This window comes from Pseudoalteromonas sp. SMS1, assembly GCF_021530565.1.
GTDB lineage: Bacteria > Pseudomonadota > Gammaproteobacteria > Enterobacterales > Alteromonadaceae > Pseudoalteromonas.
The window spans coordinates 165,377-190,919 of sequence record NZ_JAKGBI010000006.1; the positions used below are offsets into that span (position 1 = coordinate 165,377).

Here is a 25,543-nt window from a genome sequence, read left to right on the forward strand (position 1 = left end):
TTGGATTAAAACTATTGCAGCACACTCTGATATAAACAACAAAATGTATAACGTAACCAAATGTTTAGAATTAAATCATTCTTTATACGCCGCGCTAAAGGTTAAGCCTCCAACTGGTCTCTATAACTACCAGGAGACACGCCATGCCACCCTGTAAACGCCCTGATAAATGAATTAGATTCTTGATAGCCCAGTAAAAAGGCAATTTCACCCAAGGTGACATGCGATTTAGATAAGTAATGTTCAGCCAATTGAGCGCGCACATTTTGTAGCACTTCATGGTAGCTCGTTTGCTCATCAGCCAACTTACGTTGCAAAGTACGTTTACTCATTGACAGTTTCGTAGCCACCACATCAATACTACTTTCACCAGCAGGTAGTGACTCAACCAATACAGCACGCACACGCTCAACCGCAGTTGCGGTGCCAGAGAGATCTGCTAGCTTTTTCTTTAATCCTTCTTCAAAGTAGCTCCACATGCTGGAATTTGCGGTTAAAAATGGCCGCTCAACATCTTCATTTTTAAAGGTAATAGACAACTCATTGCCTAATACAGGCTTACACCCAAAAAACGCCTCGTAAGCTGTCATATTTTTCGGCAACTCAGGCAAGGTAACCTTAATCGGCACAACATGATGTCGCGTAGCCATCCTGGCAAGTTTGGTAAAAAACACCATCTCTGACAACGCCAACACATTGGGCACAAACCCATCAAACCCGAAGCAGTAAAGCGACATGGTCGTGTCAGTATCAGTGCATACAAGATCCATTTTCATGGGGCCTCTGAGTGGCTTATAATGCTGAATACGCTTAAGCGCGGTAAGCAGATGCGGACTACACATTGCAGCAAATAGAGGCGCGTCAAACACCTCCACAGACAAATGCTCTGCGACCAGTAAAGGCACGTCCCGCCCTTCAGCTACTTGTTCAATGGCTGCCCACCAAGCAAAATACTCTCGCGGGGTTAAATATGCTATTTCGCGATTGATGATGTCAGCCGGTAATTTGGAATAAGCGACAACCGCTTCGACATCAATATCCATGTCTTTGAGTAAGATTTTACAATTGGCATAAATACTAAATTTGCTGGAAATTTTCATATCTTGTTACTTTTCCATTGATTGGCGAGACAATTTAAGCACCATTTTTCTTGGCAGCAATGGCGTGACCCAGTTCAACAGGAACTGTAACTTGCGCTCGTTGAAGGCCACGAGTTTACCCTGTTGCATGGCTTTGTAGCCACATTCAGCCACAGAGCGTGCCGAGCGAGCATTTTTCCACACATCGACCCCATCGAGATTACCAGCCGCCACGAAGCCCGTGTTGACCGCACCGGGACAAAGCGCGGTTGCGGTCACACCTGTGCCCGCTAATTCCTCAGCTATCGCTTGAGTATACGAAGTCACAAAGGCTTTTGTTGCATAATATACAGCTTGAAGCGGACCCGGTAAAAATGATGCCGTTGACGAAACATTTAAGATGCGCCCAGCTTTTCGCGCCACCATACCGTTGGCAAACAAGTGCGTTAAGTCGGTCAAGGTTGCAATGTTAACTTGGATCATGTGCTGGTCCGCCGCACGCTCACGCTCATAAAATATGCCATGACCACCAAAACCTGCATTATTGATAAGCACATCGATTTGCAAATTTAATGCTTCTGTTTTGTCAAAAATACGCTGCGCCGAATGAGGATCTGACAAATCTTCGCTGATCACCGTTGCCGACACGTTGTACTTTACCTCAATCTCATTCGCTAATGCCTTAAGTTTGCCTTCAGAGCGTGCCACCAACACCACATCGCCACCCTGCTGCGCGTGCAGATGTGCCAACTCTAAACCAATGCCGCCCGATGCGCCCGTAATGAGTGCCGTATTTGCCATGTGTTTTACCTTCTTTATAAACCCTGTTGACCAATGACACACAGTATATGCAATCAAAACACGCCACACACTGACAATTCGCGACACTTAACATGCAAAAGGTGACATGGCGAAAATCTCCTCCCGTCACTCCTCACAAATCACTGGCGCTTCGTAGTCCAAGCTCATCAAGTCAAAATAGTTTTGACCAAGGGCGATATTGCGAAATGCGTTGTTGTCTAAAAATTGGTTGATGTAACTGGTGAGCTCGACTTCATTGGCATAGTGTTTAAAGCGTTTGGTGTCGGTTGCGACAAAGTCGGAGCCGGGCAGAATACGGGTGGAGTATTGATTAAAAAAGGCCACATAGTGGTCACGAATTGCTTCGTGTTTAAAGTATTCGTCGTACAGAACACGCCATGAAATATCCAGCATCAGTTTGGGGTATTGATCCAATAGTCTGGATAAAATCTCGATATGGCGCTTAGGGTCAAGGTTGGTAAGCTCTCTGGATAGTCCCATATGCACCCATACAATGGGGTTGTCGGGGTATTGTTTTAGCACTGCTTCCATTAAATATAGGAACTTTTCAGGCGCTTTGTTGGAACCGATATCTGCATGAATAGAAATAGGAATTGGGGTACTACCGGGTCCGCGGGGGCTTCTTAGCTTGGCCATAAACTCATCCCATTTGGCGATGTTTTCGATGGCGGTCGTACGATGGCGATTAATAAACAGCGCCTGTTTGACCAAGTTGACCTCTCCCATCCAAGCAAACGTATTTGGGTATTCCTGCTCCAATAGATCCATTTTGTAGGCAACATCTTGCGGTGCATTCAGGTCTGGAAAGCTCATTGATAGGGTTAAATGAGTGTCTTGCGGTGCATACTCGTAATAATTTGCGGCATTGCTAAAGTCATTCTTAATACTGGGTTTTACCTGTGCCGTCGGGCAGTTATAAAAGTAGTCGCAGTCCAAAGGCACCATCTGGCCAATACCAAATACGTTTACAAACAAAATACCTAAACGCTCAAAATAGGTGTTTAGTTCGTTGATTGACAATGCATTCCCCCCAAACGGGCGAAAGTGATTGTGGGCATCCACCACAAAGGTATGTGGCATCGTAGCACGGTTATAGCATTGGGAATTGCCTTTTTTAAACATCTCAATGTTGCGCACATGCTGAGTTTGAACACACCCACTCAACAACATCATTATCGAGCTAATAACACCCAATTGCTTAATCACCGCGACCTCCGCTTACTTCCTTGGGGATTCAATCAGATTAGATAATGACACGCTCAACATGAATCGAAAAGGAAACGCGATAATTTGCACATTAATTATAATAGCGCCCTTTTGATAAAGGCGCTGCTGTAAACCTCCTTTACGCAGCTTGCACTTCCTGCGCTTTCCAGAGGCGAGTATAGTGTCCACCGAGCGACAACAAACAGCGGTGACTACCCGACTCCACGACTCTACCTTGCTCGAGTACAATGATGTTATCGGCGTCAACAATACTCGAAAGGCGATGGGCAATCGTGACCACGGTGCGATTTTTTAGCAAATTACTCATGGCACTGACGACTTCAGCTTGCGTGATAGGATCAAGCGATGAGGTCGCCTCGTCTAAGAGTACAATCGGCGTATCCTTTAACAATGCTCTGGCAATGGCAATGCGCTGTCTTTGGCCTCCTGACAACAATACCCCCCCGTCTCCAACCCGGGTGTTCACCCCCTCGGGCAACTTGTTGATAAACTCCGAGCAATTAGACAAGCGACACGCGTCCATTACTTCTTCATCGCTTGCATCAGGCCGGCCAATGCGAATATTTTCAACTATGCTGGCATCCACCAGCTGAATATCCTGAAAGACCATGCTAACCACTTGATGTATGCCTTTGGAACCAATATCTCTGAGATCTGACGCACCTATTCTCACACAACCCGAATTGGGGTCGAAAAAGCGGGCACATAAATTTAACAGCGTCGATTTGCCACTGCCTGACTCACCAACTATTGCGGTGGTTGTCCCTTGTTTAACTCGAAAGCTCACCCCATCAATGACCTTTTTTTCGCCATATTGAAATGATACGCGATCAAGTTCAATATCAAAATACTCAGGGCGCTGCGGGTTGTCTGGCTCGGCCAGTACAGGTTCATTTAAAATGGACTCGATTTTGTGCTCAGACTGCACAGCTATGCGTAATATCGTTAAGTACTCACCCACGTCATAGAGCGGTTCAAGTAGTTTCACGAGTAATAGGGCAAACAATACAGTGGTAAAATCTATCCCAGTAAAACGATGCTCGGGTAAGGTCATCGCCAACATAATAACAAACACACTGATCGCCAAATTGAGCACCACTCGATAGGTTAAAACCGGACCAGCCCCCCACATTTCAACTTGCAAACTATGCTGTTTAGTACGTTCTAACTGTTTAGCGACCCGCGTCAGCCAAGTTTCAGTTTGACCATACAACTTGAGGGTTTTTAATGCCTCAACGTAGTCTGTGATCATACTGCTACTTTGCCGGTATGACTGCTGCTTGGCTTTAGCAACAACCGCAAATTTTTGCTTTGATACCTGCATCACCCAAAAGGCTACAGGCAGCAATATTAAGGCACCAAGGGCATATAGAGGATTGACAAAAAGGAGCACCCCCATACCAATCACAGGCGCTACCAAAGCCGAAATCAAATCAGGGGCAATATGTGAGAATATACTTTCAATTTTTTTAATATCCTCCGTGAGCAACTCTAAAAATTCACTGCTGTGAGTACGGCGCATGCGTCCAAGGGGCAACTGCCTCACATGGTTAATCAACTTTATTCGATAAGCGTGTACAACGCGGTAGCTGCCCACAAAGCTCTGATATTGGCCGATATAGGCAAATACCAATTGCAGTAAAAAGAAGCCACCCAAAACCATCAAATAGTCCATTGGCGTTGACAGCCACGGTGCACTTTGTGCCGTGGCCGAAAACTGCTGTTGCAACCAATAAAAGCACAATAACAACGGCGCAATTGCAACACCACGTTCCAATATTCGAAACGCGATACCCGTAAAAAAACGCCATTTGCCAGCGCCGGCATGGCCGATTACTCGACCAATACTCAATGATGCTTGTTTATCCATTTAAATCTCATAGCTTATCTGTTGGAAGTCTAACGGATGCCCTGCGGTGCTGGGTGTATGATGGTCACTTTCTTGTAGTTGCCAGCTTTCACGGTAATAGTCACAGCGTGCCAGCAATGCCTCATGAGTGCCTTGTGAGGTAATTTGACCGTCTTTTAAAACAAATATTTGCCCGGTATTTTCTAGCCCCAAATACTTATGGGTAATTACCAAAAAGGTGGTATGTGGGTAATGGCCTTGAATGGCCTGATAAAACTTAGATTGTGTCACGTTGTCCATTGCGGCAGCAGCTTCGTCTAAAATGACCAAAGGTGTTTCACTTACCAACGCGCGGGCGATTGCAATACGCTGTTTTTCACCCCCCGATAAGTTGTGTCCACGAACTTGTACCGGCGTTTCTAAGCCATTGGGCAACTGGTTGATCCACGGCTTGAGTTGGGCCGCTACGATGGCGCGTTCAAGTTCATCGGAACTAATACCGCTGCGACCAAATAAGATATTGTCGCGCAACGTGCCCTCAAACAAATAGCACTCCTGTGTGACCACACTCATAAATTGCGCACGCGCGCTATCGGTTAACAAAGACACATCTTGCCCATACAATTGAACTCTGCCCGATGAGGGAGAGTGTAATCCACATGCCAACATCGCAAGCGTCGATTTACCATTGCCAGAGGCCCCCACAATCACATTCAATGTATTAGGCATCACTTTAAAATGTACACCTTTTAAAACCTTATGAGACTGATAGGCAAAGTCCACACGATAAAACTGCATCAGAGGGTGTTTTTTATCTGTTTGAATTTGCGTGTTATTAAGTTTAGGGTTGTGTGACAAATAAATGGGCATGATGCGCTTAACACCCGCTAGTAGCTCATTGGCTTCCATAAAAAAACGGCTGACTTTGATGATGGGGTTCAGCATGCCCACCGCTAGTAACATACTTAAAATAACCTGCTCAGTGCTGACAGACTGCGTACTGTGCAACCCAATTGCAGCAGGCAGTAAACAGACAAATGAAGCGCCTAGTAATGCAGTATAAAGTGTCCAGCCTGGTACAGTTTGGCCCGTCAACTCCAAAACGAGTTTATGGTAGCTATCTAATTTGCGGTTTAAAACAGCAAAGCGCTTACTGTCCAAATTGTATAACTTCATCAACGGAATGTTTTTAACGTAATCGCTTAAAGTCGCGGTTAAATCCTCCGACACGCCACTAAACTGCTCGTATTGCGCCGCTGTTTTGTGCATAAATAAACCGCTCGCTAAAAAAGCCAGTGGCACAACCGCGACAGCGCTGAGCGCAAGCCGCCAATCAATAAATGCAATCACTGTAAAAACCACTAAGGGCGTTAACAGCGCGTTGAACAGTTCGACACTTTGGTGGGCTATAAAGTGTTCAATGTGCTCAACATCTTGAAGAATATTCTGCTTGAGTACCCCAGGGTTTTGCGCACTGAGCCAAGTCAGAGGTAAGTTTGCCAGCTGTTTTGCCAGTTTCATTCTAACTTCTGCCAGGGCTTTAAAAGCAACTTGGTGGCTGAAGAAATAGGCGCCCATAGAACACCCTGATTTGAGTGTAATCGCACCACAAATACCTGCGGCTATCCACAATAACTGCTCGGCAGATGCGGTCAATGGGGTCAACAACTCTTGTATTGCTAGAAATAATAAATACACCGGTAAAAGCTCAAAGACAGTCACACACGCCATTAAACTCAAAGCCATAAACATCTTGCCTTTATGAGGTGCACAGATCGCAAATATGATTGACCAAGGACTTTGATTTTCCTCAGTTTCATGCGACTCAACACGCATATACCTACTCCTTTAAATGCGGTTAAACATCGGCTCATTAAACCAACTCAGATAGTTATTTACATCGCCCTACAAAGCAACTCTGACTCTACCGATAACCCTGTTTGTTGCTATACCATTGTTTTATATCAAACAAACGTTCCAATTTTACCAACAAAATCAATCATTAAGGACTAGTGTAGACTACAATTTTATTCATTTTTATCAATGTAAAATTGATTATTTTCACACCAAACCTCAAACGCCATGCCATTGCCAAGCGACCATCAAGCCCGCATATCAGGATAACTCTCCGGCCGTCACCACATAGTGATTTGTCTAATCACAATAAAAAATAGCCGCAAGCCTACTGGAGTAAAACCATTTGCTCTCCCCGCATCCGCTGACTAACCCCCAGATCGGAAATAAGTGTGAAACGCCCGTGAAAGCACGCAAATGCACCCGAAAAAATTACCGATCGGGGCATACAACAACTTTTAGGGGTGGGAACAAATTGTTTGAAACCATATTTTTTGAGGCCGTGAAAACTTCATAAAAATTACACTCGCAGTTGTCGCAACTCAAAAAACAAACCGCGATCGTGCCTCATAATCGGAGAACTATTGTGAAAACAACACCTGATACCCCCTTACGGCCTAGGGCTGAGCAAGACCTCTATATTGAAAAAGATATTTGGCAGCAACAAAGCCTTGGTACCCTCGTCACCGAGTGGCGTTCTCAATTTTCTGATGACGTCGCCTTGATTGAGGGTGAAACGGCGCTCACTTACACTCAATTTGAACAGCGTGTACTAGAGCGCAGTGCAGGGTTTTACAATCTCGGCTTAAAGGCAGGTGATCATGTGATGGTACAACTGCCAAATAACTTAGACTTTGTGATTAGTTGTTTTGCTATGTTCCGCTTAGGCATCATTCCTATTTTAGCGATGCCTGCGCAACGTGAGTCCGATATCGCTGCGCTTTGTGAGTTAAGTAACCCCGTCGCGTACATCATACCCAACAGCTACTTAGGCCACGATTACATTGCCATGGCCGAGCGTATTGTATCTGCATGTCCAGCTATTGAGCATGTCTTGGTATCTGGTAATGCCCCACACAACGACGTTTTTACTTCTTTGTCTCAATTAGACAGTACTGACGCCATTACGGCTGCCAACATAGATCCTGCTGCCACGGCATTAATGTTACTTTCTGGTGGCACCACAGGCACACCTAAGCTCATCCCGCGCAGTCATAGCGACTATCACTACAATGCCAAAGCTTCTGCCGAGTTATGCCAACTTGGTCAGCAAACCACGTATTTAGCGGTTTTACCGATCGCACACAACTTTCCGCTGGCATGTCCAGGGATCATCGGCACACTGTCACAAGGCGGTAAAGTGGTGCTTTGTCCAGCACCAGGGCCAGATGAAGCCTTCCCACTGATTGAGCTGCACCAAGTGACACACACCGCCCTCGTACCTGCATTAACCAAACTTTGGCTTGAAGCTAAGCAATGGGATGACACCGACATCAGCAGTTTACAGCTGCTACAAGTTGGCGGCGCAAAATTTGCCTCGGAACAAGCATTACAAGTGCCCGAAGTACTGGGCTGTCAACTACAGCAAGTGTTTGGTATGGCTGAGGGACTGCTGTGTTTCACTCGTTTAGATGACCCAAAAAGTGAAGTCGCACATACCCAAGGTCGTCCACTTTGCGACCTCGATCAAATTCGTATTGTTGACGAACAAGACAATCCGGTGATGCAAGGTGACATTGGCGAGCTGCAAACCAAAGGGCCATATACTATTGCGGGATACTACAAAGCGCAGGCCCATAACCAAACAGCCTTTACCTCTGACGGATTTTATCGCACGGGTGACTTGGTGCGTATGAACCCATCCGGCAATTTAATTGTTGAAGGACGGATCAAAGAACAGATAAACCGAGCTGGCGAAAAAATCGCAGTTGCCGAAATAGAACAGCGCCTACTTGCACACCCCAATATTGATGAAGCCATATTAGTCCCTGTACCAGACGCCCACCTAGGCGAACGTAGCTGTGCATGCATTATTTCAAACCAGCCCGTTTCTCTCAGTGATGTGCATGCACTGTTAAAAGCGCAACATGTTGCGCGCTTTAAGTATCCAGACCAAATCATTTCACTCAGCTTTTGGCCACTCACCGCAGTAGGAAAAATCAACAAAGCAGCACTGGCAAAACGTGCTCAGGAAGAATTTGTAGAGACCACCATGAATCACACACAATCCACATCCTATATTGAAAAAACCATTTCCATTCAATCTGCGCCAGCGCAGCTCGCACCCAGTATTGTTGAGTGTAGCGACAACCCATTCAAGGCCGTATATGAGAGCAAATCAACGTGGTCTGTTGGCATAGGGAAAGTGGCTGAGCTCTACTCAAATGGCTGCGACATTGCGCTACAACAAGGTGATAAAACAACTTCATTCAGTGGTGAGGCATTCCCTAACTTGATAGCGCAAGCTTTGCAAACAATTGAATTCAAAGACTGGCGCTTATACGGCGTCGCCAAATTCGAACTGGCGAGTGTATTTCACGGGATCCAAGCACGCACCGAACATGGCAAAGCACTCCAATTATTTGTGCCAGCACAAGAGGTACGACTAGCAGCAGATCAAGCCACATTGCGCGCTTTAAATGAAACTGACCTCAAAGAGCTTGAAGCCTTAGTGTTAAAAGCAGACTCATCCTGTGAACACACAGAAAGTATCTCGGACCTTGAGCCTTTACAAACCCCGCAGATCAACACTCAATACAAAGACGAATACAAAACATCCGTGGCGAAAGCCATTGAAGAGATCGGCAACAAGCAATATCAAAAGGTGATCTTGTCTCGACGAATTCATGTACCCGACAGCGTATGCCTGAACAAAAGCTTCCGCTTTGGTCGTGCAAACAACTCACCTGCACGTTCATTCTTGTACCAATTAAACGACTTTTCAGTCGCAGGCTTCAGCCCAGAAACCTTACTCGAAGCCAGCAGTTCAGGTTATATCAGCACACAACCACTGGCAGGCACCCGCGCTTTAGGTAGCTCACCTCAAGAAGAGCAACAACTGCGTGAAGAACTACTTAACGACACCAAAGAAATCGCTGAGCACGCGGTCTCGGTAAAACTGGCGCAAGAAGAGCTAGAACAGATCTGTGAGCCCAGCTCAATTTCAGTCAGTGAATTTATGGCTGTGCGCCGCCGCGGCAGTGTACAACACCTTGCTTCACGTGTATGTGGCCAACTCAGTGAACACAAAAATCCTTGGCACGCTTTTCAAGCGTTATTCCCTGCGGTTACAGCATCTGGTATCCCAAAACGCGAGGCCATTGAAGCCATATTACGCTTAGAACCAAACCGCAGAGATTGGTACAGCGGTTGTGTCATGATTGTGGATAGCGACGGGTTTATGGATTCTGCCTTGGTACTGCGCTCAATTTATCGCGCCAATAATCGCACTTGGCTACAAGCGGGTGCAGGGGTGATTGACCAATCAAAACCTGAGCGCGAGCTCACTGAAACCATCGAAAAACTCAGCTGTATTGCTCACTACCTCATTGAAGAAAAAACGTTAGAAGAGGCGGAGCGCTAACTCATGGCACAAACAAAAAACACCCCGCTAAATAAAGAACAGCTGTTGGAGCATGTGCAAGCGTTTGTGCAAACACCGCTTAAAGATAAGTTAGATGCCAACCTCATCGAACTTGGCCTAGATTCAATGCACATGATGCGCTTGGTCAATCAATGGCGAAAACAAGGTGCAAAAGTAACCTTCTCCAAACTGATTGAACAGCCCATACTCAGCCACTGGATGACACTTTTATGCACAAAAACGGACGCTGTTACAGAGGTGATTCCAGCTCCTGCGCTCCCTAATATCGATCCCTATGCCGAGTTTGAACTCACTGACGTGCAGTACGCCTATTGGATTGGGCGTCAGGATGAACAAGAACTCGGCGGCGTCGGGTGTCATGCCTATATTGAAGTGGATAATCAAGACATCGATCCGCTCAAACTCGAGCAAGCTTGGCATGCACTTTACCAGCACCATCCGATGTTACGTGCGCAATTTACCGAGTCAGGTACTCAACAAGTGCATGCGCCACTACCAACACCGGGGCTGGCCATTAATGACTTTAGGTCACTGACACGTGATGAAGCCACACAAGCGGTAGAGCAAGTTCGTCGCCGCCTGTCACATCGCAAATTGGGTATTGAACATGGTCAAACTATGGGACTGGAACTAAGCTTGCTGCCAGCAGGAAACTGTCGAATTCACTTTGACGTGGACCTACTGATTGCCGATGTTCAGAGCTTAAACATCTTACTTAAAGATTTAGCCGTGCTTTATCATGGTGGTACACTAGAGACCGATCCAAATTGGAGCTTCGCCAAATACTTAGCCTATGAAAAAACACAAAATAAAACCAAGCTCGAAGAAGACAAAGCCTACTGGCAAACCCGTTTAGCCACGCTGCCTTCAGGCCCACAACTACCACTACGTTGCGATCCACAAACCGTGGCGAAACCGACGTTTTCACGCCGCTTACATACCTTGACGCAAACCCAGTGGCAAACGCTTAAAAGCACCGCGCAACAGCACCAAGTCACACCAGCCATGTTACTTGTCACAGGTTATGCGTATGTGCTTGCAAAATACAGTGCTGAGCAAAAGTTCACCCTGAACTTACCGCTGTTTGATCGTAAAACTCAGCACCCAGGCATTGAACATGCGGTTGCAGATTTCACCAATTTATTACTCTTGGATTGTGATTTTAGTGACGCAAAAGGCTTTATTGACCACGCAAAAGCAATACAAAACCAATTTCACCAAAATGTTGCCCACAGTGATTACTCTGCCGTGCAGATCCAGCGCGATCTTGTCAAACAGGGGTTTGCACAGGGGGTAAGCGCACCAGTGGTCTTTGCATGTAATTTAGGTACTCCACTGTTATCGCAACAAGACACCGTACTGGGTCAATTTAACTATATGATCTCACAAACCCCACAGGTTTGGTTAGATCATCAAGTCTACGAAGTCGATGAAGGGTTAATGTTGGCATGGGATGCAGTCGATGAAATTTTCCCTGAAGCACTAATTGATACCATGTTTGCAAGCTATGTCGCTTTGCTTGAAAAGCTGGCGGCACACAGTGATGCTTGGCAGGCCCAGCACCTTATTGAATTGCCTCACTATCAGCAAACCCAGCGAGCAGCGGTAAATGACACCGCAGCACCGTACACACCACATACATTGCATGAGGCGATCTTTAGAGCTGCGCGAACACACCCAGATAAAACGGCTTTAGTATTCAATAACCAGTCGTTAAGCTATCGCTCAGTCGCCGAAAAAGCCTTGCGCGTGGCAGCCTATTTGCAACAACAAGGGTTACGTGAGTCAGAACCTGTCGCTGTGACACTGCCCAGAGGAGCAGAGCAGATCATTGCCGTACTCGGGGTACTGGCAGCCGGGGGCTGTTATGTGCCCATTGGCACCCACCAGCCTCAATCGAGGCGCGCGAAGATCCATCGCACTGCCGAGATTAAACTGGTAATCGCTGCGCATGACGATTCTGAACATGATCCTGCGGCTACATTCATTGACATTCAACAAGCACTACAAGCCGAGCCACTAGCATCCGCTGCCATCGCCAGCCCAGAAAGTCCGGCATACATCATTTTTACCTCAGGTTCGACTGGCGAGCCCAAAGGGGTGGAAATGAGCCATCAGGCTACCGCCAATACAATTTATCAGCTCAATAAAGACTATCAAATCGGTCAAGATAGTTGTGCACTGGCAGTATCCGCGTTGGACTTTGACTTATCTGTCTATGATATTTTTGGCTTGCTCAGTGTCGGCGGGCAATTGGTACTTGTTGATGAGCAACAGCGCCGTGACGCGCAGGCGTGGCTTGATCTAGTGCATCAGAATAATGTCACCGTGTGGAATACCGTACCGGTATTGCTAGATATGCTTTTGACCGCGGCAGAACAAGACTGTCGCCCGTTAAACTTTGAACAAGTAATGTTGTCAGGTGATTGGATAGGCCTAGATCTGCCACCTCGACTCCAGCATATCAGTGCCACCAACCCGCCTATCATTGCGATGGGCGGCGCAACCGAGGCAGCCATTTGGTCAAACAGCTGTGAAGTAAGGGCGCCACTGCCACAGCATTGGCATTCAATCCCTTACGGTAAACCACTGCCAAACCAAAAATACCGTGTTGTTGATGGTCATGGCCACGACTGCCCAGATTGGGTACCGGGAGAACTGTGGATTGGTGGTATAGGTTTGGCGACTTGCTATTGCGGTGACCCAGCACAAACCACCGCACGCTTTGTTGAACAAGATGGCGAGCGCTGGTACCGCACTGGCGACCAAGGTCGCTACTGGCCTGACGGTAACCTAGAGTTTTTAGGGCGCATCGATCATCAAGTGAAAGTACGCGGGCATCGTATCGAACTGGGTGAAATTGATACCGCACTAGCCAACATCGAAGGGGTTCAGCGCGCGGTGACAGTTACCATTGGGGAGCCCAAGAGCCTAGCGAGTGTCGTGGTCTTGGCACCTCAAAGTACGCTAGACAGCATGGCAATTCAACGTCAATTACATACCCTACTGCCAGATTATATGGTGCCAAACCATATTGAGTTTGTACCACAGATGCCACTGAGTGCTAATGGTAAAGTAGACCGAAAAGCACTGACCAATCAGTTAGCTGCCACGCAGCAACAATCAACTGAGCGCTTAACTGCCCCGCAAACGGACAACGAAATACGCCTTGCTAAAATCTGGCAATCATTACTGGGGATTGAGCACATTGGCCAGCAAAGTCACTTCTTTGAACTTGGTGGAGACAGTTTGATTGCCACTCAGCTCATTGCAAAGCTCAAGCAACAAGGTTTGGCCTCGCCAAAACCACTGCGCGATCTATTCTCTGCCCCGCAATTAAGTGCGTATGCCGCGCGCTTAGACAGCGTCGCATCGACCCCTAAACTTGAAGTTATGCCAGATCTAGATAATCGTTTTGCACCTTTTCCACTCACCGAAGTGCAGCGCGCGTATTGGATGGGTCAAACACCGGGATTACCGCTTAACTGTAGCACCTTATATCTACTTGAGTTAGAAGGTGAAAACGTCGATCTACAACGCATGGCAAAGGCTTGGGATCAACTCGTTGAACATCACGAAATGCTGCGCGCTGTGATCACCCCAGACGGTCAACAACAACTGCTTTCTCATTTGCCTGCAATGTCCATTGCACAAGTAAGTTTGAATTCAGAAACAAACAACCACAGTGATGCGGCACGGGATCATCTTCATCAATTTTGGCGAAAGATCTGCCATCAAGCGCAACAAAGTCACGATCAAAGTGAATCTGTGACGTTACCGAATCATCGTATTTGTGCGGTGCATTATGGGGATAATAAGACCCGTTTAGGGATCATTTTCGACTATCTTACACTGGATGGGTTTAGTATTAAATTGCTGTTAGATCAGCTTGCAAGCCTATATAACGATCCCGCTTATCACCTACCTGAAATCAATGTTTCATTTAGAGACTACGTGCTCCAAGTGCAACACGATGATGCCGAGTACGCAGCCGCACAGGCATACTGGCGTGAACAGATTAAAGCCCTCCCCCCTGCGCCACAATTGCCATTGGCACAAGACCCGCAAAGTATTACCAAGCCTGAATTTGTGCGCCGTGAAGCCCAACTCGATACCGATACTTGGCAAGCTCTCAAACATAAAGCACGAACTTATGGTATTACGCCTTCAGTGTTACTATTGACTGCTTACAGTAATGTACTGAGACGTTGGAGCGAGGGCGACCACACGCTCAATTTAACCTTGTTCGACCGCCAAGACGTTCATAACGATATCCACAAAGTGTTTGGTGACTTTACCACATTGGCACCCATTGCATTTCGTGCCAATGCGGGTAACTCGTTACTGGCGCAAGCGCAAGAAGCCCAACTTCAAATCGCGCAGGCCATTGAGCACAAAGCGATTTCATCAATTTGGATCCAGCGTGAACAAGCTCGCCATGGCACACTCACATCGGCGGCGCTACCCGTCGTATTTACCAGTACCTTAGGTCTTGGCGGTGGCTTGTTTGAAAATTCCACCGGCAATTTCCCTCAGATTGTGCCTGGCGGTTTGTCACAAACACCGCAGGTTTGGTTAGATCACCAATTGTATGAATTTGACGGAGCACTGGTTTTATCTTGGGATGCAGCAGATGCGCTCTTCCCTGCCGGTATGATTGATGACATGTTCAACAGCTATGTGAGCGCACTCCAAGCGCTGTGTCACAGCAGCTGGGAGCAAACACTGTCATTACCGTTACCCGCTACGCAAGCGCATACGCGCATCGCGGTCAATCACACTGAACGTCCACAATCACCGCGCACTTTGCACCATGCTATTTTTGCCCACGCTCAGCAGCACCCTGACGATACCGCATTAGTGTTCGAACACACAGTTGTTAATTATGCACAGCTATGCGAACAGGCATTAAGCATCGCTGCACTATTACAGCAACACCAGCTCAAATTGGCTGAACCGGTTGCTGTTACTTTGCCACGCGGCATTAATCAAATTGCAGCCGTATTGGGCGTCATGGCTGCGGGTGGTTGTTATGTGCCAATCGGGATACATCAGCCAGCCAACCGTCAGGCAAAAATTCATCGTACAGCAGGGATTAGACTCGTTCTGACCAACCGCGAACACTTGGACGTTGAATCCATCGACTCGGTGACAAGACTGGATATTGCTTCAGCGAGTGCGCCGCTTTGCAAGCCTGTAGAGGTCTCCCCAGATCAACCTGCGTATATCATTTTTACTTCGGGTTCTACTGGTGAGCCAAAAGGCGTAGAAATGTGCCATCAAGCAACCGCAAACACCATAGATCAGCTTAATCAAACCTATAACATTGATAAACACAGCTGCGTGTTAGCGGTGTCGGCATTGGATTTCGACTTGTCTGTTTACGACATTTTTGGCTTACTCGGAGCGGGTGCTCAGGTTGTGTTGCTGAGTGATGAAAACCGCCGCGATGCCAGCGCGTGGTTACAGCTCGTTCACCAGCACAATGTCAATGTTTGGAACTCTGTCCCTGTCCTGTTCGACATGTTGCTTGTTGTTGCAGAGCAAGATGACAGGCAGCTGCCTTTCAATCAAGTTATGCTGTCGGGTGATTGGATTGGCCTTGATATCCCGCCGCGTTTACAGGCCAAAAGCAAAGCTGGCATCCCCCTTATAGCCATGGGCGGCGCGACAGAAGCGGCCATTTGGTCCAATTTCTGTGAAGTACGAGGTGATATTCCTGCCCATTGGAACTCTATTCCCTACGGTAAACCACTGCCAAACCAAACTTACCGCGTGGCTGATGCACAAGGGCGCGATTGCCCAGACTGGGTTGCCGGTGAGCTATGGATAGGCGGCGTTGGTCTTGCCAGCGCTTATCGCGGCGATGACACACTCACCGCCGAGCGTTTTGTCCATTATGAGGGCAAGCGTTGGTATCGTACTGGCGACCGAGGCCGATACTGGCCAGATGGCAACCTCGAGTTTTTAGGGCGAATTGACCACCAAGTAAAGGTGCGCGGTCACCGTATTGAACTGGGAGAAATTGATACCGCCTTGGGCCGCATTGAGGGCATTGCTCGTGGTGTGGCCTTAACCCTCGGTGAGCCAAAAATGTTGGTGGCGGCCTTGGTTATGGACGAAAACATGGTGCTAGACACTGATGCGGTGAACACCGAGCTTGCCCTCACCTTGCCGGATTACATGGTACCGAATCATTTATTGGCTGTGGATGTGCTGCCACTGAGCGCCAATGGGAAGGTAGATAGAAAACAACTTGCCGCGCAGTTTGACGGTCAGCTTAGTGCCGTTGATGTGGCGGTAACGCCACCGCAAACAGACAACGAAATGCAAGTCGCCCAACTTTGGGCTGACTTACTGGGCGTGACGGAAGTGGGTCTAGAAAGCAGCTTTTTCGCACTCGGTGGCGACTCTCTGCTTGCGACTCAATTTCTAACTCAGCTCGCCCAGCAAGGGTTGTCGACTAAGCAGCCTTTGCGTACTTTGTTTGCCAACCCAACGTTAGGCGCATTTGCAGCCACGCTAGAGGCGCATCAAGCAGTACACAGCCAGCAAATTGTGGCCAAACCTGAACAGCAGTTTGAACCATTCGCGCTCACTGAGGTACAAAGTGCGTATTGGTTAGGGCAAACACCGGGCTTCCCGCTAAATTGTGGCACACACTACTTGCTCGAACTCGATAGCTTAACGCTTGATATCAAGAAAATGATGAACGCGTGGCAAACACTATACGCACGTCACGACATGCTGCGCGCTCAAGTCAGCGACGATAATCAACAAGCTGTATTGCAGCAAAGCCAAGAGCCAAAACTGGATATCGACTCGTCGACTTACGCCAGTTTAGACCAAGCACGCGGGCAAATTAACACGTGGTGGCAAGCCCAAAATAGCCAGCATGTTCATGATGCAATAACCATTAAGGTTGCACGTTATCATGCCGGTGAAACTGAACGTACGCGCCTTGCGCTAATGTTTAACTACATGACTTTAGACGGCTATAGCATCATGTTGCTATTGCGCGAGTTCGCGGCTTTATACCAAAGGCCAGATACCGAACTACCACCACTGTCCTTAACCTTTAGAGACTATGTCACGCAAGTGCAAGACAGCCAGCAAGTAGTCGAAGAGGCACAAGCATACTGGCAAGCACGGTTAGCGACGCTGCCGGATGCTGCGGCGCTGCCATTGGCACAAGATCCACTGCACATTGAACACAGTGAATTCTCACGTCGCAGCGCTCGGTTACCAACAACTAAGTGGCAAGCCATTAAGCAAGCGGCCCGTTCGCATAATGTGACCCCGAGTATTTTAGTCCTGAGCGCCTATGCGGAAGTACTGAGTCAGTACAGTGGTGGCCATGCCCATACGTTAAATTTAACCCTATTTGATCGCCAAAATGTACACCCAGAAGTGGGCAGTATTGTGGGCGACTTTACCTCGCTAGCACCACTTGCCTATTACCCTGATGAGCAAAATTCCATAGCGCATCAGGCAAAGCAACTGCAAAACCAACTTGCGGATGTGCTTGAGCATCGTGCGGTTTCATCTGTGTGGGTGCAAAGAGAGCGCAGCCGAACTATGGGACGCACCGCAGCCGCATTGCCCATTGTCTTTACCAGTACTTTAGGGATGGCTGACGATTTACTGGCAGATTCATTCAACGAAGACTTGCCACAGTTTACCGATGGCGGGTTATCGGCAACACCACAGGTTTGGCTCGACCATCAAATGTATGAGTTCAGAGGCGAGTTAATATTGTCTTGGGATGCTGTAGACGCCCTATTCCCAGCTGACTTGCTAGACAATATGTTTGCTCGCTTTTTAACCCTACTTGACGAGCTAGCGGTATCAACGGACGCACCATTTAGTCATGCACTGCCAAAAGCCCAACAAGTGGTACGAGACCGTGTCAACAATACCAAAGTAAAACAAACGCCTCGCACACTACATCAGGCTATGTTTGACTATGCCTGTCAGCACCCAGACGCCGTAGCACTGATTACAGATACGCAAACAGTCACCTATGGCCAATTGGCAGACAAAGCACTGCGTATCGCCCACCTACTGACTCAACACGCATTGTCGCTAAGAGAGCCAGTGGCCGTGAGCTTACCAAGAGGAGTCGAACAGGTAGCGGCCGTATTTGGCATTATGGCTGCAGGGGGCTGCTATGTGCCAATTGGTGTACACCAACCTACCAGCCGCCAAGCGAAAATTCATCGCACCGCGGGAATTCGTTGGGTCCTGACGGATGAAGCACACATTAGCCAAGATGTTGAACAGGGTGTGACTCGCCTCAATGTGGCAGATGCAGCGGACTTAACGCCACTGGCAACCCCCTTGACAGTGGCCACGGATGCACCTGCCTATGTGATCTTCACCTCAGGCTCAACCGGTGAGCCAAAAGGGGTAGAAATGTGTCATCAGGCAACTGCTAACACCATTGATCAGCTTAATCAGCACTACACCATTGACAGCAGTAGCCGAGTACTGGCCGTTTCGGCACTCGACTTTGACCTCTCTGTATACGATTTATTTGGCCTACTGAGCGTCGGGGGCAGTGTGGTGTTGCTCAATGAGGAAAACCGCAGAGATGCGACCACTTGGCTCGAACTAGTCCATCAACATCGCGTCACAATCTGGAACTCAGTGCCAGTGTTGCTCGACATGTTATTGGTAGTCGCCGAAAACGATACGCGTTCGCTGCCATTTGAAAACGTGATGTTATCGGGTGACTGGATTGGTCTAGATTTACCACCCAGATTGCAGGCCAAAACGCACTCAGAGATCCCATTAATTGCCATGGGTGGTGCCACAGAAGCGGCGATTTGGTCAAACAGTTGTGAAGTCAGAGGTGATTTGCCTGCCCATTGGGCATCGATCCCTTATGGCAAGCCTCTGCCCAATCAAACGTATCGTGTGGTAGACCCATTTGGCCGTGATTGCCCAGACTGGGTGGCGGGTGAACTCTGGATTGGCGGTGTTGGCCTTGCCAGTGCCTATCGAGGCGATGAAACGCTCACCGCACAGCGGTTTGTCATGGCAAACGGCAAGCGCTGGTACCGCACAGGTGACCTTGGCCGCTACTGGCCGGACGGCAACCTTGAGTTTTTGGGCCGAATAGATCATCAAGTCAAGGTGCGCGGGCACCGCATTGAACTCGGTGAAATTGATGCGGCAATGGCTCAGGTTGAAGGCTTAAGCCGTGGTGTGGCCCTGACAATTGGCGAGCCGAAAAAGCTTGTTGCCGCCTTTGTTAAAGCACCCCATGCCACACTGGATGCACAGGCGATTACCGCGCAGCTTGAGCTGCAATTGCCTGAATACATGGTGCCTAGCCATTTATTAGAACTCACGGCATTGCCACTTAGCGCCAACGGTAAAATTGACCGCAAGCAATTGGCCAACGAATTTATTGAATTAGAGCTGGAGCAAGCCGAGTTTGAAGCCCCAGAAGGCGAACTTGAGCAGCAACTTGCCGAGATCTGGCAAACACTATTAAAACGCGCCCAGATCTCACGTCATGACGACTTTTTTGCCATTGGTGGTGACAGTTTAAGCGCAACACAGCTTATCCAAACACTGCAACAACAACACATTATTCCTACATCTTTGTCACTCACAACGCTATTTAGCGCCCCAAGCATTGCCAGCTTGGCCACCGTCATAACACACGCGTGGCGCGAGCTCGGCGGCACAACTTGTGACACGGATGAATTATTTGAAGAGGGTACAATATGACCATCGCCAGTATTATCGCTGATTTTGAAAGTCGCGGCGTTTACCTATGGGCCGATCAAGGTAACTTAAAATTTAAGGCCCCTGCTGGGGTCATGACGCCAGCACTTAAAACACAATTAAAAGACAACAAGACGGCGCTTATCGACTATTTAAGCGACCCAGTTATGGCGGCCATCGAACCGAATCACGCCGATCGCCATCAGCCGTTTCCGTTGACAGATTTACAGGTCGCTTACTTAGTTGGCCGCAATAATGCCGTCGAGTACGGTGGCGTTGGCTGTCACAGTTACATTGAATTGGACCTGCCGACGATTGATGCGAAACGTCTGCAAACAGCATGGCACAAGTTGGTTGAACGCCACGATATGCTGCGCGCCATCATCAACCTTGATGGCACTCAGCAAATTGTCGCACAGGTGACACCAAAGGCTATCCGTATCCATGAGTTTGCAGAGTGTGACCCACAGACTCGCCAAGATAAGCTATTAGCTCTTCGCGAACAACTGGCGCACCGCCACTATCAACCAGATACATGGCCACAGTATGACTTACACCTGAGCCAAACAGGTGAAGGATCAATACTGCATTTTTCTATCGATTTACTGATTGCTGATTTTGCTAGTATTCAAATTATGCTCGCTGAACTCGGCGAGTTATATAACCATCCAGAGCGCACACTTGCGCCTCTGGGTGTGTCTTACCGCGACATTGTGATTGCGCGCAAAGCCTTGTTAGAACACCCAAAAACAGCACAGCGTTATGAGCAGCATAAAGCTTATTGGTTGGAGCGTATTAAAACACTGCCTGCACCACCCGAGTTACCGCGCGCAAAGAACACGGGTAATGACGAAAACGTGTCATTTTCTCGCTTGCATTTTAATCTAGCGTCTGACCTGTGGCAGCGCCTTAGTGAACGTGCAAAAGGCCACAAATTAACACCTTCTAGCCTTGTGTTGGCAGCATTTACAGAGGTGATTGGCCGCTGGTCACGTCGCCCTGATTTTTGTTTGAACCTCACCATGCTTAACCGCGCCAATGTGCACCCTGATGTGCGAGGTGTGGTCGGCGACTTTATTGCTGTTAATGTGTTGGGTGTGTCGCCTGATCCACAAGCAGGCTTTGCACAGCGCGCAAGTCAGTTGCAGCAGCAACTTTGGCGCGACTTAGAACACAGCGACTTTACAGGCGTTGAAGTACTGCGTGCGATGAACCAAAACCAGCAAAGCAACACCATAGTGCCGATTGTTTACACCAGTACCCTAGGTTTATCTGGTGATGAACTAGATAGCAACCAATTTATGCACGACGCGCAGCTGCGCTACGGCATCACTCAAACACCTCAAGTGTGGTTAGATTGCCAAGCAACAGAGCGTGCTGGTGAACTGGTTGTGGACTGGGACATCCGCCAAGGCATTTTCCAAGATGGTGTTATAGAGCAAGCACATCAAGCATTTTGTACGCTACTACGTGCACTGGCGAATAACGATGCCCTGTGGCAGTCCACTAGCCCTGTGAGTTTGCCAGCGCAAACACAAGCGCATATTGCAGCGCTAAACGACACCAAGACAGAACAGGTTAAAGGGTATTTGCATTCTGGCTTTGCTCAGCATGCTCTGCAATCTCCAGACCAAATCGCGGTAGTGGATCAACATGGTAGCATGAGTTACCGACAACTTGCAGAGTTGGCACTGCAGATCAGGCACTCCTTTGTCGACTCGGTTAAACCAGGCGACCATATCGCAATCGTCTCTGACAAAAGTACGCAACAAATTGCAGCGGTGTTAGCTGTCTTGTTCGCCGATTGTGTATATGTCCCCATCGAAGCGCAACACCCGTTGGCACGCCAGCAATCGATTATTGCCAACTCTGGTGCTAAGGTCGTGCTGACGGAATCAGTCTATTTAGGCCAAGACTTTGGCCCAGATATTTCTGTTATCCCATTTGATCAGGTGCTGCCAACCATGCCTGAACAAGACTATAAACACCTGTTGGACGCTTTTGGACAGCGCCGACAGCAACAAACATTTGTCGACGCGCCGGCCTATGTCATTTATACCTCGGGGACAACGGGCCAACCGAAAGGGGTGCAGCTATCGCACGGTGCAGCACTGAATACGGTACTTGAGATCAACCGCCTGCATGATGTCAGTCCTCAAGATAAAACTTTGGGGCTGGTAAGTTATGGCTTTGACCTCTCAATTTGGGATATCTTCGGAACACTGTCGGCGGGCGCGACACTGGTATTGCCAGATCAAGAATTAAGAGGCGACCCAAACCATTGGCATCACGTGATTGCCAAACATAAAGTGAGCCTTTGGAACTCGGTGCCCGCACAAATGCAGATGCTGATGACCAGCTTACCGTGGGCGGAAGAGCAAAACCTCAGCACAGTCAGGTTAGCCATGCTCTCTGGCGATTGGATCCCCGTCCAACTCGCACAGCAAGTAGTCCAACAGCTGCCACACATTCGTTTAATCAGCCAAGGCGGTCCAACAGAAACCGCAATTTGGTGCGTACAACACACCGTCACAGAAATTGCTTCTGATGCCGTCTCGGTGCCCTATGGCAAACCCTTAGCGAACCATCAGATCCACATTTTAAATGACCGTTTAGAGCCCTGCCCTACTTGGGTCACAGGGGAGATGTATATTGCTGGTGATGGCTTGGCACTGGGGTATTTAAACGATGCACAAAAGACAGCAGAGCAGTTCATTACGCACCCACAGACAGGTGAAAGACTCTATCGCTCCGGCGATTTGGGCTGCATCATGGACGATGGCATTATTGCCATTCAAGGGCGCGAAGATGGTCAGATCAAAATAAATGGCCATCGCATAGAGCTCGGAGAGATTGAATCAACCATCGCAGCCCACCCGGCCGTTAAGCATGTTGCAGTGGTCAATCTATCTAGCGATGGTCATTTGGCCGCAGCATTGGTGCTCGAAGACGCTGCCGACACCGAAATGACGGTCAGTGACTTAGGTAACTTACTCAATGAAAAGTTGCCTAAATATATGCTGCCCGCACATTACTTTGCTTTAGACACATTACCTCTGAGCCAAAACAGTAAGGTTGATAGAAAACAACTTAAGGTACAACTCACGCAATTACAGCAACAGCTGACTACCCAATTTGAAGCACCGCTCGACAATCATATTGAGCAAACCGTTGCCCAAATCTGGTGTGATTTGCTCGGAGTGAGTGACGTATCTCGTCATGATGACTTCTTCCAGCTTGGCGGCACCAGTTTAAATGCCATCAACCTGTTAAGCGCATTTTTAGCGGCAGGCTTTGACGCGGACATTGACCTCATTTTTAACCATGCCGTATTCAGTGATATGTCCGATGCATTGGCCAAGGCAAACGAGGCAAAACAAGCGTGGCTAGATAGCATAGACTTAAACGATATGGCCACCAAGGCATTAAGCGGCCTCGCAGACGCCCTACCCTATACGCCAAGTTCTGACCCCAAAACTGTACTTTTAACTGGCAGCACAGGTTATTTGGGCAGCTATGTGCTGCGCGAGATGTTAGATACTAGTGATTATCACATCATATGCTTGATGCGCTGCGATGACGCACAACATGGCTTTTCGCGCTTAGCGCAGGCCGCCGCAGAAAAAGGCTTACCGGCCGATATTCCACAAGAACGAATTACGGTGGTAAGCGGCAGTATGTCTGATATCAACTTTGGACTCAGTGACGCTGATTATCAAGCCCTCAGTGCACAAGTTGATGTCATAGTGCACAACGCATCCATCATCAACTTGATGGACCCACTGTCAGCACTCTACCCAACGAATGTGGAGGGTGCACGTGAAATCATCCGCTTGGCAAGTTCACACCAAGTGAAACCGGTGCATTATATTTCGACTATTGGTGTGCACCACGCGCTACCAGCCGATGTGCCACAACCTGTGGTGGAGCAAACCCATGTTGTGCCATGGCGGGAAGTGGAATTGACTTACGAGCAGTCAAAAATCATGGCTGAAACCTTGTTCACAGAAGCCAGAAGACACGGTATACCGGTGAATATTTTGCGCCCAGGCACCATCACTTGGGCAACTACAGAGGCCCCCTATATTAACGACGATGCGTTCTTAAAGTTTTACCGAGCGTGTTTAAATATTCACGCCTACCCCGCATCTGAGTTAGCAGTTAATATTGTGCCTGTAGACTATGTGGCTACTTGCATTACTGCCATCTTAAAAGGGGCAACAGGACAAAATAGTAACTTCCACTTAGTGTCAGACCAAAGCACCGATGTGGCTCAGATCTACAATTGGTTTAACGAGCTTGGCTGTGATATTCAACCTCTTGAATTTCTGGACTGGAAAGACACGCTGAATGACAACTTTGTCCGCAGTTTTGTTGAGCTGTATTTCAAACAAGGTATGGATTCAGGAGGCCATCACCAATACGCCACAGACAATCTAAAAGCCATATTGGATCAATTCGACCTACCTAACTTTGCAGTCAACCGCGATTACCTAAAACCGCTTACGGAGAAATATAACAATGCTTAATGCACCCCAGACCAATCATGGCGCGTGTTACCGTATTTTCAAAGCGCGCCCAACGGCCTCTAAGCGTTTAATTATATTGCCTCATGCGGGTGGCTCTGCGAGTTACTTTCGCCAGTGGGCCAATATCGCCGATTCAGACTTAGAAGTTGTAGTCGTGCAATACCCTGGTCGCGAAAATCGAATGGCAGAACCCTTAGTGTCAGACATGAATCGCTTAGTTAGCACCTTGACTACAGGTTTAAAGCCATTGCTCAATAAACCCTATATTTTGTTTGGTCACAGCATGGGGGGTGGGATTGCTTACGAACTAGCGATGCGAATTCAAGCCTACCGCTATCGGGCACCGACCCAACTGGTGGTTTCTGCCGTTGAAGGGCCAAGTTGCCACCATGCAACTGAGGTGTATAAAGGCAGTGATGCAGTGATACTGGATGAACTCAAACGCCTCAATGGCACCGGTGTGGACCTCAATGCTTACCCAGAACTTTTAGATATGATGCTGCCGTTGCTGCGCAATGACTATCAGTTGATAGAAACCTATCAGCCAAACCTCAATGCACCTAAGTTACAGCATCCACTCACGGTGATGCTCGGTTCAACGGATACCGAGCTCACTTATTCAGAGGCTGAAGCTTGGCAACAAGTATGCACTCAACCTATCAATATTGTGACCTATGAGGGCGGCCATTTTTACTTGGCCGATCATATTGACGCTATTTTGACGCACATAGGTACGCTGTTCCCAGTGCAAAAAACTTGGTTATGTGCACCTTAACGGCCAAGCATCTGATCACCTCTTTTAGATAAAAGGGGTTCAATTTAGGTGCTGCACCCGCAGCGC

At 48.1% G+C, this 25,543-nt stretch carries 9 protein-coding genes; 4 read left to right on the forward strand and 5 right to left on the reverse strand.

The window, feature by feature from the left end:
- Positions 1-101: 101 nt before the first annotated feature.
- From L1286_RS09515 to L1286_RS09535, 5 genes are all read right to left on the reverse strand, one after another.
- A complete protein-coding gene (locus tag L1286_RS09515) occupies positions 102-1,100 on the reverse strand; it encodes an AraC family transcriptional regulator (protein ID WP_235406670.1) in 999 nt (332 codons plus the stop codon).
- 6 nt (positions 1,101-1,106) lie between these two features.
- Positions 1,107-1,880 carry an SDR family NAD(P)-dependent oxidoreductase gene (locus L1286_RS09520; protein ID WP_235406671.1) on the reverse strand — a complete coding sequence of 258 codons (774 nt, stop codon included), beginning with the start codon at positions 1,878-1,880 and terminating at the stop codon, positions 1,107-1,109.
- Between the two features lie 126 nt (positions 1,881-2,006).
- Complete coding sequence (locus L1286_RS09525) at positions 2,007-3,107, reverse strand: amidohydrolase (protein WP_235406672.1); 1,101 nt, start codon at positions 3,105-3,107, stop codon at positions 2,007-2,009.
- 139 nt (positions 3,108-3,246) lie between these two features.
- A complete protein-coding gene (locus tag L1286_RS09530) occupies positions 3,247-4,998 on the reverse strand; it encodes an ABC transporter ATP-binding protein (protein WP_235406673.1) in 1,752 nt (583 codons plus the stop codon).
- The gene (locus L1286_RS09535) at positions 4,999-6,813 is read right to left on the reverse strand and encodes an ABC transporter ATP-binding protein (RefSeq protein ID WP_235406674.1); all 1,815 of its coding nucleotides are present in this window, start codon (positions 6,811-6,813) and stop codon (positions 4,999-5,001) included.
- A 604-nt stretch (positions 6,814-7,417) separates the two neighbouring features.
- Here L1286_RS09535 and L1286_RS09540 point away from each other — a divergent pair.
- The 4 genes from L1286_RS09540 to L1286_RS09555 are packed head-to-tail and all read left to right on the forward strand — an operon-like array spanning position 7,418 to position 25,477.
- Positions 7,418-10,414 (forward strand): salicylate synthase, encoded by a 2,997-nt coding sequence (locus L1286_RS09540; protein WP_235406675.1) that lies wholly within the window; start codon positions 7,418-7,420, stop codon positions 10,412-10,414.
- A 3-nt stretch (positions 10,415-10,417) separates the two neighbouring features.
- A complete protein-coding gene (locus tag L1286_RS09545) occupies positions 10,418-20,176 on the forward strand; it encodes a non-ribosomal peptide synthetase (RefSeq protein ID WP_235406676.1) in 9,759 nt (3,252 codons plus the stop codon).
- Positions 20,173-24,702: a non-ribosomal peptide synthetase gene (locus L1286_RS09550; protein WP_235406677.1), complete on the forward strand. Its 4,530-nt coding sequence runs from the start codon at positions 20,173-20,175 to the stop codon at positions 24,700-24,702. Before L1286_RS09545 ends, L1286_RS09550 begins: the two co-directional genes overlap by 4 nt.
- Complete coding sequence (locus L1286_RS09555; protein WP_235406678.1) at positions 24,695-25,477, forward strand: thioesterase II family protein; 783 nt, start codon at positions 24,695-24,697, stop codon at positions 25,475-25,477. The genes L1286_RS09550 and L1286_RS09555 overlap by 8 nt, the downstream gene beginning before the upstream one ends.
- The last annotated feature ends 66 nt before the right edge of the window (positions 25,478-25,543 follow it).

Bases quoted from the DNA above. Each gene is read 5' to 3' on its own strand.
- L1286_RS09545 (WP_235406676.1), top strand. From the start codon at position 10,418: ATGGCACAAACAAAAAACACCCCGCTAAATAAAGAACAGCTGTTGGAG.
- L1286_RS09555 (WP_235406678.1), top strand. From the start codon at position 24,695: ATGCTTAATGCACCCCAGACCAATCATGGCGCGTGTTACCGTATTTTC.
- L1286_RS09520 (WP_235406671.1), bottom strand. From the start codon at position 1,880: ATGGCAAATACGGCACTCATTACGGGCGCATCGGGCGGCATTGGTTTA.
- L1286_RS09515 (WP_235406670.1), bottom strand. From the start codon at position 1,100: ATGAAAATTTCCAGCAAATTTAGTATTTATGCCAATTGTAAAATCTTA.
- L1286_RS09535 (WP_235406674.1), bottom strand. From the start codon at position 6,813: ATGCGTGTTGAGTCGCATGAAACTGAGGAAAATCAAAGTCCTTGGTCA.
- L1286_RS09530 (WP_235406673.1), bottom strand. From the start codon at position 4,998: ATGGATAAACAAGCATCATTGAGTATTGGTCGAGTAATCGGCCATGCC.
- L1286_RS09550 (WP_235406677.1), top strand. From the start codon at position 20,173: ATGACCATCGCCAGTATTATCGCTGATTTTGAAAGTCGCGGCGTTTAC.